The following is a 13,147-nucleotide window of genomic DNA, read 5'->3' as shown; positions in this document are numbered from 1 at the left end:
AAGTTCTAAATTCCAAATATTTTTATTAATTAAGCTGTATGATTACTATTAATTTTATATACAATAGTATTTAAGAGCTAATTTATTCTAATCGATAATTTTAGTTTGACATTCTAGCAAATGATTGTTAATATTAAAATGGAAAATGAAGACAGGGAAGAATAGGAAATCTTTAATCTGAATCGCCTACGCTTATTTAAGCTAGTGGTTCAGATTTTTTATTATCTAACTAGGAGGAGATATTATAGTGGATTTTTCAGAGGTTAGTCAAATTTGGGACTGTACAAGAGAAGAATGGAATGATTGGCAATGGCAGCTAGAGAATAGCATTACTAGTGTAGAAGAATTACAGAATAAATTTGCTATTTCAGATATAGAGGCTAAGAAGATTAAAAAAGCAGCTGATATATTCCCTATGTCAATTACTCCTTATTATGCTTCATTGATTGATTTTGATAATGAGCAGTGTCCAATTAAGAAGCAGGCTATTCCTCATCAAGCAGAGCTTAAAGATTCAAATTATGAAATGGAAGATCCGTTACATGAAGATAAGGATTCACCTGTACCAGGATTAACTCATCGTTATCCTGATCGTGTTCTATTGTTAATGACTAATAAATGTTCTATGTTCTGTCGTCATTGTACTCGAAAGCGGAAAGTTGGAGATAATGAAGAATTAGTTAATCGAGAGCAGATAGAAGCAGGAATTGAATATATTAAAGAGACGCCCCAGGTTAGAGATGTTTTATTATCTGGTGGAGATCCTTTATTGCTAGATAAAGATTTCTTAGAAGAGATTATTACTGAGTTATATGAGATTCCTCATGTAGATATTGTACGTGTTGGGAGTAGGCTGCCTGTAGTCTTACCTCAGCGAATCAATGATTCATTAGTAACTATGCTTGAGAGATTAAATAAGGAAGTTGGCCCGGTTTGGATCAATACTCATTTTAATCATGAAAAAGAGATTACAGTTGAATCAAAAGAAGCACTAGCTAAATTGGCCAATGCAGGAGTTCCTTTAGGAAATCAAACTGTATTATTAAAAGATGTTAATGATTGTCCAGAGATTATTAAAAATTTAATGCATAAATTAGTTCAACATAGAGTTAGACCTTATTATTTATACCAGTGTGATCTATCACGAGGAATTGAACATTTTAGAACTCCAATTTCTAAAGGGATAGAGGTTATGGAACATTTAATTGGTCATACTTCTGGTTTTGCAGTACCTCGTTATGTTGTTGATGCTCCAGGTGGTGGAGGTAAAATTCCTGTAAACCCAAATTATTTATTATCTAATTCTAATCGTAAGACTATCTTACGAAACTTTGAAGGAACAATTACTGTTTATACTGAACCTGAGGATCAAGAGTGTACTTGTCCTTCGGATTGTACTATCTGTGATAATCCATTAGTTGATGAAGAAGTTGAACAGACAGAAGTTGGTCTACAACAACTATTCTCTGAAGATAATGATACTATTAGCCTACAAAGTAGTGAGCGTGATTACGCTAATTATGATTAATAAACAAACTATTACTGATAAGACTAAAGTTTCAGGAACTGGTTATCAGGCAATAATTAATTTATCTCAATTGAATCAGCGAATAGTAATTAAAGATTATCAAGGGAGTAACTTATCAGAATTAGTTACTAGATTAATTAAATTAGCTGATCAAGAAGGTTTTACTAAGGTATGGGCCAAGGTCTATAAAGAGGATAGAGAGAAGTTTGAGGCAGCTGGTTTTGAAACTGAAGCAATAATTGATAGTTTTTATCATACTGATGACGCTTGTTCTATGGCTTATTATTTGACTAAAGAGCGACAGACTAGAAGAAATAAAGAAGAGGCAGATAGAATACTTACTGAAACTAAAAAATTAGCAGAAGAAAGGAAAGACTTGGCTACTGGCTATAATTTTAAAGTAGCTGATAAAGAGAATATAAAAGCTTTAGCTAAGTTGTATGATCAAGTATTTAATTCATACCCTTATCCGATTGATGATGAAGGTTATCTCTTAAAGATGATGGAAGAGGGAGTTATTTACGGTGTTATCTATCAGGGCCAACAACTAGTGGCTGCTGCTTCAGCAGAAACAGTTGCTCAGTATAAAAATGCTGAAATGACTGACTTCGCTACTCTGCCTGACTATCGAGGTCAAGGATTAGCAGGTTATTTATTGCAGCAGTTAGAAGAAGAACTTAAAGAGAGAGATTATAGATCATTGTATACTATTGCCCGGGCCAACATATACGGGATTAATAAGATATTTAGTCAATCAGGCTATGATTATAAAGGAACTTTAATTAAGAATTGTAATATTGCTGGGGGATTAGAAGATATGAACCTCTGGTGTAAGGTAATAGGTTAATTATTAAGATTAAGTTTGGTTTTAAAGGGGCCATTGGCCCTTTTTTATTTTTTGGTGGCTGAAAAGAAGATTTCATTATAAAAAAATAGTTTCTTATACTTGTCAATTAAATTAACTTGATAGTCTTGATCACCAAATAATTTAAAATATTCTTTTCTAGTTCTAATATAATTTCCATTATCAAAAAAGTCCATAAAATAATTACTAATATAAGAATCTGAAAAGAGACAAGGTTCAATAACAAGAATCTGGCCATTAGGTTTTAGTACTCGACTTATTTGTTGTAGACTATCTATTATTTCTGAAGTAGGAATATGATGTAATACAGATATGATAAAGATGTAATTAAATGAATTAGTATCTTGTTCTAAACTGTCTTCTTTTAATACTTGAAATTGGTAGTTAGGATATAAATCTTTAGCATACTTTATCCTTTTAGGGTCAGGATCTATTCCTAAGTAATTTTCTGGAGTAACAAGAGAACAACTGGCTCCTACTCCGCAGCCAAAATCTAATACTTTTTTATTTTGAAGATTAAATTTATCTTGCAGTAGATTATTGATATATAGTTCAGTTATCCAGGGAGGTCGAATTAGCCAATGGTATAATTTAGGTGATAGTTTCATAAAGTGCTATTTTACATCCTTTCTATTAAAGATAGGGTACATACTACTTATAAGTTTTCCAGAATAAGTTAGGAATATACTATATATAATTTTCAGAAAATTAAAACTTCTATATTTATGTTGTATTTTTATTCATTCATATGTATAATCATACTAACGAAGATGATATAAATGAAATTTAAGATGAATTTTAATATAAATCGAGGAGGAATTAAGATGAAGGAGAATATTAATAAGGTAGTGATGGCTTATTCAGGTGGGTTAGATACTTCAGTAGCAATTAAATGGTTACAAGATAAATATGATGTAGAGGTTGTTACTTATTCAGCTGATGTAGGACAGAATGAACCGTTAGAACCAGTTAAGAAGAAAGCGTTAGAGACAGGAGCAGTTGAAGCATATGTTGATGACTTAAAAGAAGAGTTTTTGACTGAGTATGCTTTTAAAGGTTTGAAAGCAGGAGCAATTTATGAAGATAAATATCCATTAACTACTGCTTATTCTCGACCTTTAATTGCCAAAAAAATGATAGAAGTTGCTAAAAAAGAAGGAGCAGATGCTGTAGCTCATGGATGTACTGGAAAAGGAAATGATCAGGTTCGATTTGATGTATCTTTTCAGGCTTTAAGTCCAGGGATTGAGATTGTGGCTCCACTTAGAGAATGGGAATTCGGTTCTCGAGCAGAACAGATTGAGTATGCCCAAGAGAAAGGAATTCCAGTAGGAGCTACTAAAGAAAGTCCATATAGTATAGATAGAAATATGTTAGGAGTTAGTATTGAATGTGGTGTATTAGAAGATCCAGCTTGTGAACCACCAGCAGAAGTATATCAAATCACTACAGCTCCAGAGAATGCTCCAGATAAGGCAGAATATGTAGAGATTGATTTTGCTAAAGGAGAACCAGTTGCTTTAAATGGAGAGGAATTGGACAGTGTTAGTCTAGTAAATAAGCTAAATGAAATAGCAACTAAGCATGGAGTAGGCAGAATTGATATGGTAGAGAATCGACTGGTAGGAATTAAGTCGCGAGAAATTTACGAAGTTCCAGCTTATACAGTATTATTAAAAGCTCATAGTGAATTAGAAGATTTAGTATTAGATAGAGAAACAGCCCATTATAAACAATCAATAGCTGATAAGTATGCAGAATTAGTCTATTATGGACAGTGGTTCTCTCCACTTAAGAAGGCTTTAGATGCTTTTGTTGATCAGACACAACAATATGTCAATGGAACAGTTAAAGTTAAATTATATAAAGGTAGCTGTAAGGTAGTAGGAAGAGAATCTGATGACTCATTATATCAGGAAAATTTAGCTACTTATGAAAAGTCTGATACATTTAGCCATGAAGCAGCAGAAGGATTTATTGAATTATTTGGTTTACCACTTAAAGTTAATGGTAAAGTCCATAATGAATAAATAATAAAGACTAGAGGTTAGTTAAATAATAAAGTGTGAGGTAAAAAAGATGAAGTGTAAAATTAGAGAAGCAGGGCTTGAAGACAGTGAGGTAGTATTTAAATTGACTAAGCAGGCCTTCCAGGATTATCTGGATCCTGCTTTTTCTTCTCTAGTGCCTGCTTTACAAGAAAGTAGAGAGAATGTAGTAGCTGATATTAAGCAAAAAGATGTCCTAATAGCTTACTATGATAAGCAACCTGCAGGTTCAGTTCGACTTTCTGCTATAGATAACAAAAGCTATAAATTAAGTAGATTAGGAGTTTTAAATCAGTATCAGGGCCAACAAGTAGGCCAAAAACTGATTGAAGAAGTTGAGCAACGGGTAAAAGAAGTAGGTGGAGAGCAGATTATTCTTTATTCTGCTTACCAAAAGAAGGAACTGCTTAATTTCTATCAGGGTTTAGGCTATAAAATAGAAGAGATAAGAGAAGATGATGATTATACAAGAGCAAAATTAATTAAGAAATTGATAATTGACAATTAAAGCTAAGTAATTTAGTAAAGGGGAAAGCTTAATTGATATATTGTGTCACCATAGGTGACACAGTCGTGAGTTATCTGCAAATGGTTTCTATTACGAAAGGTCTTGATTTAGCTCACGACTCACAGCACATAGCTGATAGCTTTGGCACGAAAGTGCTACTATATATCAATTGTTTATTGTAAATTATAAATTAATAAGTAGGTGATAATATGAAGTTATGGTCGGGACGTTTTCAAGCTAGTACTAATCAGTTACTAGAAGAGTTCAATGCTTCTATTGGCTTTGATTATAAATTAGCTAAGTATGATATCCAAGGTAGTATTGCTCATGCTAAGATGTTAGCTAAATGTGATATTATCTCTGATACAGATAAAGATAAGATAGTAGCAGGATTAAAGGAGATTTTACAAGAAGTAGAGAATAATGAGTTTGAATTTTCAGTTGAGTTAGAAGATATTCATATGAATATTGAACATCGATTGACTGAGAAGATTGGTTCTGTAGGAGGTAAGTTGCATACAGCTCGGAGTAGAAATGATCAAGTTGCTTTAGATGTCAGATTATATCTAAAAGATCAGATAGAGCAGATACAAGAGTTGATTAAGCAGTTCCAAGCTGTTTTATTAGATTTAGCAGAAGATAATATAGACTTAATTATGCCTGGTTATACCCATTTACAACGTGCTCAACCTATTAGATTAAGCCATCATTTATTAGCTTATGAGCAAAAACTAAAACGTGACTATCAACGGATTACTGATTGTTACCAGCGAGTAGATGTGTTACCATTAGGTGCTGGAGCTTTAGCAGGAACTAAATTTGCCATTGATAGAGAATTTGTAGCTCAAGAGTTAGGTTTCTCTAAGGTAAGTCAAAACAGTTTAGATGCAGTCAGTGATCGAGATTTTGTAATTGAATTTTTATCTACTGCGTCTACAACTATGATGCATTTAAGTCGTTTTAGTGAAGAGCTTATTTTATGGTCTTCATCTGAATTTGAATTTGTTGAGATAGGTGATGCCTTCTGTACAGGGAGTAGTATTATGCCTCAAAAGAAGAATCCAGATATTCCTGAACTAGTAAGAGGTAAGACAGGCCGAGTGTATGGTAATCTAATTCAGTTGTTAACTACTATGAAAGGATTACCATTAGCTTATAATAAAGATATGCAAGAGGATAAAGAAGGTTTATTTGATACTGTAGATACTCTAAAGGTCAGTTTAGAGGTTATGAGTAGAATGTTAGCTAATACTGAATTCAATAAAGATAAGCTAGTTGAGGCAACAGAAAAAGGATTTGTAAATGCTACTGATGTGGCAGACTATTTAGTTGAGCAGGATGTTCCTTTTCGTAAAGCTCATGAAATAGTAGGAGAGTTAGTATTTTACTGTTTAGAGGAGGATAAGAAGTTATCAGACTTGACTCTAGAAGAGTGGGATGAATTTTCTTCAGCCTTTAGTGAAGATATATATCAAGCCATTGATATAGAAAACTGTGTTGATGCTCGAGATGTAGTAGGAGGACCAGCTAGAAAGAAAGTAATGCAGTCAATAGAAAAAGAAAAGAGATTGTTAAAGACTACAGATTAAAATCTGTAGTCTTTTTTTATGTATTATATTAAGCTTTATACAAATTTTTGCAGGTGATTTAAATAAATTATTCAATATAAAATAAATACAACTTTGTATTAGATATTGGAATAATGTTAACTTTTTATGGTTTTTTATAATCTTGATTCTAAATTAAAGATAGATTAATTATAACAAACATAAGTAATATTTTTTTAAACTTTATTTTATGAGTGAATCTATGATATTATAATTAACAAAGCTTGTTTTGATTAATTTTGATATTTAAAAATCATTATATAATAATGATATGGAATATTTAAATTAGAGAGGAGTAAACAGAATGGCTAAAGATAATAAATATAGAGCAAATAAAATTAAACAGGAGCATACAATAATCGAAGACATTTTACCTTTATTAGAGAATTTATCTAAATTGTCATTAGTTAAAAGTATTATTCCAGGTAGGATAAATCAACGAGGTGGTAGCGGCATGCCAGCTCATTTAAAGTTAAAGTATAATACACCAAGTGGAATCAAGATTTTAGCCAAAAATAGTGCATCAGTGCAAGAGGTTTTTGTAGTAACAGATGATGCTGATAAAGCTATGCAGTTGATGAAACAGAAAAAATTAGTTAAATAAATCTGCCCCCCTTTTTTTAGAGATGCATAATTTGATTTAAAAAAGGAATTCACTGATTATTCTAGAAATAATTAAGAGAAAAGGGGGGAACTTAGATGAAAAAGTCAAAAATAATTGTTTTAAGTCTTTTAGTTATATCTTTATTAGGTTTTAATTCAGTAGTAGTGGCTAATAATCTACCTTTTGAGAATTATAAATTAGCAGTTAAGTCATTTGAAGCTAAAGATTGGGAAAGTACAAAGCATTATTTAGATAAGGTTATATTAAATGATTTATCTTACTCCAATTATTTAGCTAAATCCATCTATTTAAAGACTATTCTGTTAGCGGCTGAAGTTGAAAGAGATTTACAATTAAAAAAAGCTTTTAAAGCTGGTAGAGAACAGGTGCCTCTTTCACAACAAGAAAAAAGAGAAGAGTTTAAGAACCAATTTAAGGATTATCAATTAAAAGCAGAGCGGAAAGTTGATACTTTAGTAGGGTTAGCTAATTATTTGGTTTCTAATTTACCTCCATTAGAGGTTAATTTAGGTTACCAATATGGTGTAGGAAGTTATAATCCAGCCCAGCTTTCTGAGATTAAAAAAGGAGTAATGCCTCAACAGCAGCCTTTAGAACAACTAGAAGAAGATTTGTTAGCTAAAAAGATTAATGAGTATTTAAAGATGTCTTTAAAATTAAAAGGGTTTAATGATATTTCAGTAGTTAGAGCTGACAAGGGGGATAATTTATATAAGTTATCTAAAGAGTATAATATTCCTTTTTACTTATTATTAAGTGCTAATAACCACTTATCAAATCCAGATAATATTTATCCTGGTCAAAAAATATATATTCCGCAACTGAATAATACTTATATTGATTATCCAGCTTATTTTTATTATTTGTCACAGCTATCTTATGAAGTTAATCCTAAAAGGAGAGAGGATATCACAAGATTAGTTGTTAAGGCTTATCAATTGACTAATCAAGGTAATAAATCTATTGACCAAGAAGCTAGAGATTTAACTAATGAAATGAATGTAGATCAATATAATAATAGATTTAAAGCTCAATCTAAACTTATAGCTAGGCAGAATAAAGAGCTTAAAGAATTAAGAAAGAAGTATAATAAGTTATTAGAAGAATTACAAAGGTTAAAATCTAATTTAAATGAGGATGAAGAAAGTAAGAATGAGAATAAGTCATCTTATTTTACAGAGGATGAAGAGAAAAATAATAATAATTTAAACAAAGATCCACTTAAATATTAAAGTCTGAAGTAGTCTGTTTCAGCTAGTTTAATATTCTGTTCAACTTTAGTTAGTAATTTCTGTTTCATACTATATGGTAGACAAGAGTGTTCAATTTCTGTTTGAAGTTTCTGTAAAGATTCAAAGCGGAGAAAACAGTTATTAATACTTTTAATTTCTTCTAACTGTTGATAAAAGTAGTGGCGCGTCTGTGCTATAATATGAGGCATAAGTAAATTCCTCCTTTAAATTTAATCTATGTATAATATTATACCAGAAAATGTATTATTTGTTAAGTTGATTAAAATAAATTGTAATAGCTGACTATAAGGAGGGAGATTGGTTATGAGAAAATACATAGGTATTTTATCAGTAGTTTATATTTTAATTAGTATTTTTAAACTAAAGGATACTAACAAGAGCTTTCAAAAATATAGAGAAGAATTTAAAGATATGAAGAAAGAATTGCAGGTGGTTAGTGAGACCAAAAATCCATTTGTTATGATGAAGTTTACTAGTTCTATCTTTTATTTCTTCTTGATTTTATATTATGTAGCAAATATAGTTTTATTTAACAATTATCCTTTTTTAGATATTGTTAGTTATATTCTAATTTTAGTTGGTCTTTTTAAATTAAGCAGAAAGCTTTTAATTAATTCTGTAGATGATTTTGAAGAGATGATAGAGGTTGATCAGCAGAATTATCATAGAAAACGGAAGTTTAATTTTGCATTAGGTTTGATTGAATTTGCTTATGCTTTTAATGCTTTATCCTTAATCAGTCTTTATTATTAAAGGTAGCCTAAGAATCAGGCTACCTCTTTATTTTTTGGTTAAATTCTTTGGTGTTAATAATGGCATTAAGGAGGCTAATAACTCCATCTAATTCATCTTCTTTGATATAAGATACATCATTTACTCTATCATTTCGGATTCTTTCTAAATCTCCTGCTATCTTTTTTAGTCCATCTAGATCTGCATAATCTAGCATCTGTATGACCTCCTTAAAATTAAGGGGAGAAGTTTAGTACTATTATTTGTTAGAATTTGATTTATAATGTTAGAAAAAATAGTCTTAAGTGGTAGAAGGAGAGATAGTAATTTATTGATTATTAAAATTCCTTAAATAGGAAAGAATAATAATAGAATATTTAATCAGATTAGTGAATAAAGAAAGGAATTTTGTCGTTAGCATTGAAAAAAATTAATTGGTGTTATAAAGTATAGTTACTATTGTTAGTGAAAGGGTGAAAAAATGTTACAGGTTGGTTTAGTAACTTTAGGTTGTGCAAAGAATCAAGTTGATTCAGAAATTATGCTAGGATTAATGAAAGAGGCTGGTTATGAAATTACTCAAGATTATCAATCAGCTGATGTATTAATTGCAAATACTTGTGGTTTTATTTCTGATGCCAAAGAAGAGTCAATTGATAGTATTCTACAATTGGCTAAGTATAAAGAAGATAATTGTAAGTTATTAATTGCAACTGGGTGTTTGGCCCAAGGTTATAATGAAGAATTGGCAGCTGAAATTCCTGAAATAGATGCCTTTTTAGGAACAGGAGATTTTGATCAGATTGTAAAGGTAATAGAAGAGTCTCTAGAAGGTGATAGTAAATTAGAAGTTAGTAATCCGGATTTTGATTATGATCGCCACTTACCTAAAGATAATCTGACTCCTGGTCACACAGCTTATGTTAAAATTGCAGAAGGCTGCGATAATTGTTGTTCTTATTGTATAATTCCTAAATTAAGAGGAAATTTAAGAAGTCGGTCTATAGATAGTATAGTAGATGAAGTTAAAAAGTTAGGACAACAAGGAGTTAAAGAGATTAATATTATTGCTCAAGATATTACTCAGTATGGAATTGATCGCTATGGTGAAGCAAGAATAGTTGATCTATTGAAGGAGTTAGTTAAAATTGATGAGATTAACTGGTTTAGGTTACTCTATGCTTATCCAACGCGAGTTACTGATGAATTAATTGAGGTAATTGCTACTGAAGATAAGATCTGTAATTATCTTGATTTACCAGTGCAACATGCTGATAAAGAGATTAGATCAAAGATGAATCGTCAGGGTGACAAAGAAGAGATTTTAAGTGTAGTTAATAAGTTACGACAGAAGATTCCTAATATAGCACTAAGAACTTCTATAATTGTAGGATTTCCTGGTGAGACAGAAGAACACTTTGATAATTTATTAGATTTTGTCAAGCAAGCAGAATTTGATCGACTAGGTGCTTTTACTTATTCAAGAGAAGAAGGTACTCCAGCAGCTGAGATGCCATGTCAGATTCCAGAAGATAGAAAAGAAGAACGCTATGATCAAGTAATGCAACTACAACAAGATATCTCTTATAGACGTAATCAAAGATTAGTAGGTGAAGAAGTAGAGGTATTATTAGAGGAAGTACAATCAGAAGATCCTAGGATAATGGTTGGTAGAACGCAAAGAGAAGCTCCTGAAGTAGATGGAGTAGTTTATATTGAAGATACTAAAGCTGAAGTTGGTGACATGATCAAGGTAGAGATAACTGCTGCTTATGAGTATGATTTAAGAGGAGTTGAGGTCTAATGGCCTTAAATTTACCTAACAGGATTACTTTAGCTAGAATTATTTTAATTCCTCTCTTTATGGCCTTTTTATTGATTGATTTTGGTCTACCTTATGGTAGATTTATTGCTTTAAGTGTCTTTATTATTGCAGCTATAACTGATGGGTTAGATGGTTACTTGGCTAGAAAAAGAGGGTTAGTTACTAACTTTGGTAAATTTATAGATCCACTAGCTGATAAACTATTAATTTCAGCTGCCTTGATTTCTTTTGTAGATTTAGGGCAGATTTCAGCATGGCCAGTAATGATTATCATTGCTCGTGAATTTGCTGTTACAGGTTTAAGGGTTTTAGCAGCTGCTGAAGGAATTGTAATTGCAGCTAGTAATTTAGGGAAGTATAAGACTAACGCTCAGATCTTTGCTATTATTGCTCTAGGGCTAGAATGGTCTATAGGTTATTGGTTATTATGGCTTGCAGTAGTTTTAACTATAGTCTCTGGAGCAGATTATTTAATTAATTCAAAAGAGTTACTTAAGGAGGATAGTAATGAACAAGTGGGTTAAGCTATTAGCTACTGGTTTCAATAGTGGTTTAAGCCCAGTAGCCCCTGGAACAGCTGGTACTATAGTAGCAGTTATTTTGGTAGCTTTATTAATGCAGTTAGGATTAGTACAGACAGTCAACTTTCCTTTAGTCTTTATTTTATTGCTACCAGGAATCTATATTGCTGATTTGGCTGAAGATATCTATGGTGAGAAGGATGCGCCCCAGATTGTAATTGATGAAATTGTAGGCTTTGTGGTAGCTATGTATGGTTTAGGTATGAATTTATTGATTCCAGTTTTTATCTTATTTAGAATCTTTGATATTCTAAAACCGACTCCTTTAGATAATTTGCAAGAATTTAAAGGGGGATTTGGGGTTATTTTAGATGATATTGCAGCTGGAATTGTAGCTAATCTATTATTAAGAGTAATTATTTATTTTGTTTAGAGTACAACAGTTATTGTTGTGCTCTTTTTCTATATTGAGTTGTGAGTTGTCTGCTATGAGTCATGAGCTAAATCAAAGTCAAAATCATAAATACAATTAATTTTTTGGAATATAAAGTTTATAGGGTTTAGATTTTAAATGTAATGGTTTTGAATTCTTATAGGTCCTATGGACTCTACGTGAAAATATGCTCACAGCACACGACACATAACTTATAACTGTGTTACTGAAAGTGATGTTAAAAGTTAGATAGTAAGAATATTAGTTGCTAGCAAATAAAATTAGGAGGAGATAAAATGAAGGTTGGAATCATTGGATTAGGTGGTATTGCGCAAAAGGCTTACTTACCTGTAATAGGAGATAAGGCAGATGTTGAACTGGTATTTGCTACACGTAATCAAGAAAAACTTAATCATTTAGCTAATAAGTACAATGTGAAGGAAACAGCACAGAATGTAGAAGAACTAATTACTACAGGTGTTGAAGCAGTCTTTGTTCATGCAGCTACAGTAGTTCATAAAGAGATTGTTGAAGAATTATTACTTAATGATATTCATGTCTATGTTGATAAGCCAATTACTAATTCTTATCAAGAATCTAAAGAGATAGTTGAGTTGGCTCAGCAGAGAGGTTTAAGATTATTAGTAGGATTTAATCGTAGAAGAGCTCCAATGTATCAGAAACTAAAAGAAGTTGACGGGCCAACCATTATTAACTTCCAGAAGAATCGCTTTGATGACCCTTCTAAGATAAGAGAGGCAGTCTTTGATGACTTTATTCATGTAGTCGATACATTACGTTTCTTAGCTAACGATCAAGTCGAAGAGTTTAATGTTGATGCTGTTCTAGAGGATGGTCTATTATATCAGATTATGTTGACTCTTAAAGGAACCGACTTTAAAGCTATTGGTATTATGAATCGTGACAGTGGAATCAATGAAGAAGTAGCTGAAGTGATAGGAAGTCAGCAGAAGTTAATAGTTAAAGGAATGACAGAGCTAATAGAGTATCAAAATGGTGAAGAGAAGAGAAGTAGAGTAGGATCTTGGGATCCAACTTTATATAACCGAGGTTTTGTACAATTGGTTGATGAATTTTTAGAGATAATTAGAGAAGATGAAGATACTATTCAGTTGGCCCAAGATGCTTTAGAGACCCATAGATTATGTGAAAATATTGTAGAAGAAATTATAGGTTAAATT

15 protein-coding genes are annotated in these 13,147 nt (G+C 31.5%); 12 read left to right on the top strand and 3 right to left on the bottom strand.

Annotated features, from left to right (window positions below; translation table 11 throughout):
* The first annotated feature begins 247 nt into the window (after positions 1–247).
* Positions 248–1,528: a lysine 2,3-aminomutase gene (gene kamA / locus ACYQ39_RS02990; protein ID WP_459840395.1), complete on the top strand. Its 1,281-nt coding sequence runs from the start codon at positions 248–250 to the stop codon at positions 1,526–1,528.
* Positions 1,521–2,375, top strand: a complete 855-nt coding sequence (gene ablB, locus ACYQ39_RS02985; RefSeq protein WP_459840394.1) for a putative beta-lysine N-acetyltransferase — start codon at positions 1,521–1,523, stop codon at positions 2,373–2,375. The genes kamA and ablB overlap by 8 nt, the downstream gene beginning before the upstream one ends.
* Before the next feature lie 44 nt (positions 2,376–2,419).
* Here the strand turns inward: ablB and ACYQ39_RS02980 are convergent, their stop codons facing one another.
* Positions 2,420–3,001 carry a class I SAM-dependent methyltransferase gene (locus ACYQ39_RS02980; RefSeq protein ID WP_459840393.1) on the bottom strand — a complete coding sequence of 194 codons (582 nt, stop codon included), beginning with the start codon at positions 2,999–3,001 and terminating at the stop codon, positions 2,420–2,422.
* Between the two features lie 216 nt (positions 3,002–3,217).
* On the opposite strand from ACYQ39_RS02980, the gene ACYQ39_RS02975 reads away from it, so the two are divergent.
* From ACYQ39_RS02975 to ACYQ39_RS02955, 5 genes are all read left to right on the top strand, one after another.
* Positions 3,218–4,423, top strand: coding sequence for an argininosuccinate synthase (locus tag ACYQ39_RS02975; protein ID WP_459840392.1), 1,206 nt, complete (start codon positions 3,218–3,220; stop codon positions 4,421–4,423).
* A gap of 49 nt (positions 4,424–4,472) precedes the next feature.
* Positions 4,473–4,949 carry a GNAT family N-acetyltransferase gene (locus ACYQ39_RS02970; RefSeq protein ID WP_459840391.1) on the top strand — a complete coding sequence of 159 codons (477 nt, stop codon included), beginning with the start codon at positions 4,473–4,475 and terminating at the stop codon, positions 4,947–4,949.
* Positions 4,950–5,158: 209 nt separating this feature from the next.
* A complete protein-coding gene (gene argH, locus ACYQ39_RS02965; RefSeq protein WP_459840390.1) occupies positions 5,159–6,538 on the top strand; it encodes an argininosuccinate lyase in 1,380 nt (459 codons plus the stop codon).
* A 322-nt stretch (positions 6,539–6,860) separates the two neighbouring features.
* Positions 6,861–7,160: a DUF2103 domain-containing protein gene (locus ACYQ39_RS02960; protein WP_459840389.1), complete on the top strand. Its 300-nt coding sequence runs from the start codon at positions 6,861–6,863 to the stop codon at positions 7,158–7,160.
* Between the two features lie 95 nt (positions 7,161–7,255).
* A complete protein-coding gene (locus ACYQ39_RS02955; RefSeq protein ID WP_459840388.1) occupies positions 7,256–8,413 on the top strand; it encodes a LysM peptidoglycan-binding domain-containing protein in 1,158 nt (385 codons plus the stop codon).
* On the opposite strand, the gene ACYQ39_RS02950 is transcribed toward ACYQ39_RS02955, so the two are convergent.
* Positions 8,410–8,622: a hypothetical protein gene (locus ACYQ39_RS02950; protein WP_459840387.1), complete on the bottom strand. Its 213-nt coding sequence runs from the start codon at positions 8,620–8,622 to the stop codon at positions 8,410–8,412. The two genes, ACYQ39_RS02955 and ACYQ39_RS02950, sit on opposite strands and share 4 nt — an antisense overlap.
* 115 nt (positions 8,623–8,737) lie before the next feature.
* Here ACYQ39_RS02950 and ACYQ39_RS02945 point away from each other — a divergent pair, with 115 nt between their 5' ends.
* Positions 8,738–9,187 (top strand): hypothetical protein, encoded by a 450-nt coding sequence (locus ACYQ39_RS02945; RefSeq protein ID WP_459840386.1) that lies wholly within the window; start codon positions 8,738–8,740, stop codon positions 9,185–9,187.
* 19 nt (positions 9,188–9,206) lie between these two features.
* On the opposite strand, the gene ACYQ39_RS02940 is transcribed toward ACYQ39_RS02945, so the two are convergent.
* Entirely contained in the window at positions 9,207–9,383 is a 177-nt protein-coding gene (locus tag ACYQ39_RS02940) for a hypothetical protein (protein WP_459840385.1), read from the bottom strand.
* Between the two features lie 264 nt (positions 9,384–9,647).
* On the opposite strand from ACYQ39_RS02940, the gene rimO reads away from it, so the two are divergent.
* From rimO to ACYQ39_RS02920, 4 genes are all read left to right on the top strand, one after another.
* Complete coding sequence (gene rimO / locus ACYQ39_RS02935) at positions 9,648–10,970, top strand: 30S ribosomal protein S12 methylthiotransferase RimO (protein ID WP_459840384.1); 1,323 nt, start codon at positions 9,648–9,650, stop codon at positions 10,968–10,970.
* Positions 10,970–11,515: a CDP-diacylglycerol--glycerol-3-phosphate 3-phosphatidyltransferase gene (gene pgsA, locus ACYQ39_RS02930; protein ID WP_459840383.1), complete on the top strand. Its 546-nt coding sequence runs from the start codon at positions 10,970–10,972 to the stop codon at positions 11,513–11,515. Before rimO ends, pgsA begins: the two co-directional genes overlap by 1 nt.
* Positions 11,499–11,945, top strand: coding sequence for a phosphatidylglycerophosphatase A family protein (locus ACYQ39_RS02925; RefSeq protein WP_459840382.1), 447 nt, complete (start codon positions 11,499–11,501; stop codon positions 11,943–11,945). The genes pgsA and ACYQ39_RS02925 overlap by 17 nt, the downstream gene beginning before the upstream one ends.
* Positions 11,946–12,241: 296 nt before the next feature.
* The gene (locus ACYQ39_RS02920; RefSeq protein ID WP_459840381.1) at positions 12,242–13,144 is read left to right on the top strand and encodes a Gfo/Idh/MocA family protein; all 903 of its coding nucleotides are present in this window, start codon (positions 12,242–12,244) and stop codon (positions 13,142–13,144) included.
* The last annotated feature ends 3 nt before the right edge of the window (positions 13,145–13,147 follow it).

It is taken from the genome of Halanaerocella petrolearia, from assembly GCF_054657875.1.
The sequence above is the reverse complement of the archived record's forward strand: the minus strand, read 5'-3'. Positions and strand labels throughout refer to the sequence as shown.

What these genes read in the sequence shown, in the direction of transcription:
- ablB (WP_459840394.1), top strand. Translation starts at nt 1,521, where the DNA reads ATGATTAATAAACAAACTATTACTGATAAGACTAAAGTTTCAGGAACT.
- ACYQ39_RS02980 (WP_459840393.1), bottom strand. Translation starts at nt 3,001, where the DNA reads ATGAAACTATCACCTAAATTATACCATTGGCTAATTCGACCTCCCTGG.
- ACYQ39_RS02975 (WP_459840392.1), top strand. Translation starts at nt 3,218, where the DNA reads ATGAAGGAGAATATTAATAAGGTAGTGATGGCTTATTCAGGTGGGTTA.
- ACYQ39_RS02970 (WP_459840391.1), top strand. Translation starts at nt 4,473, where the DNA reads ATGAAGTGTAAAATTAGAGAAGCAGGGCTTGAAGACAGTGAGGTAGTA.
- argH (WP_459840390.1), top strand. Translation starts at nt 5,159, where the DNA reads ATGAAGTTATGGTCGGGACGTTTTCAAGCTAGTACTAATCAGTTACTA.
- ACYQ39_RS02960 (WP_459840389.1), top strand. Translation starts at nt 6,861, where the DNA reads ATGGCTAAAGATAATAAATATAGAGCAAATAAAATTAAACAGGAGCAT.
- ACYQ39_RS02955 (WP_459840388.1), top strand. Translation starts at nt 7,256, where the DNA reads ATGAAAAAGTCAAAAATAATTGTTTTAAGTCTTTTAGTTATATCTTTA.
- ACYQ39_RS02950 (WP_459840387.1), bottom strand. Translation starts at nt 8,622, where the DNA reads ATGCCTCATATTATAGCACAGACGCGCCACTACTTTTATCAACAGTTA.
- ACYQ39_RS02945 (WP_459840386.1), top strand. Translation starts at nt 8,738, where the DNA reads ATGAGAAAATACATAGGTATTTTATCAGTAGTTTATATTTTAATTAGT.
- ACYQ39_RS02940 (WP_459840385.1), bottom strand. Translation starts at nt 9,383, where the DNA reads ATGCTAGATTATGCAGATCTAGATGGACTAAAAAAGATAGCAGGAGAT.
- rimO (WP_459840384.1), top strand. Translation starts at nt 9,648, where the DNA reads ATGTTACAGGTTGGTTTAGTAACTTTAGGTTGTGCAAAGAATCAAGTT.
- pgsA (WP_459840383.1), top strand. Translation starts at nt 10,970, where the DNA reads ATGGCCTTAAATTTACCTAACAGGATTACTTTAGCTAGAATTATTTTA.
- ACYQ39_RS02925 (WP_459840382.1), top strand. Translation starts at nt 11,499, where the DNA reads ATGAACAAGTGGGTTAAGCTATTAGCTACTGGTTTCAATAGTGGTTTA.
- ACYQ39_RS02920 (WP_459840381.1), top strand. Translation starts at nt 12,242, where the DNA reads ATGAAGGTTGGAATCATTGGATTAGGTGGTATTGCGCAAAAGGCTTAC.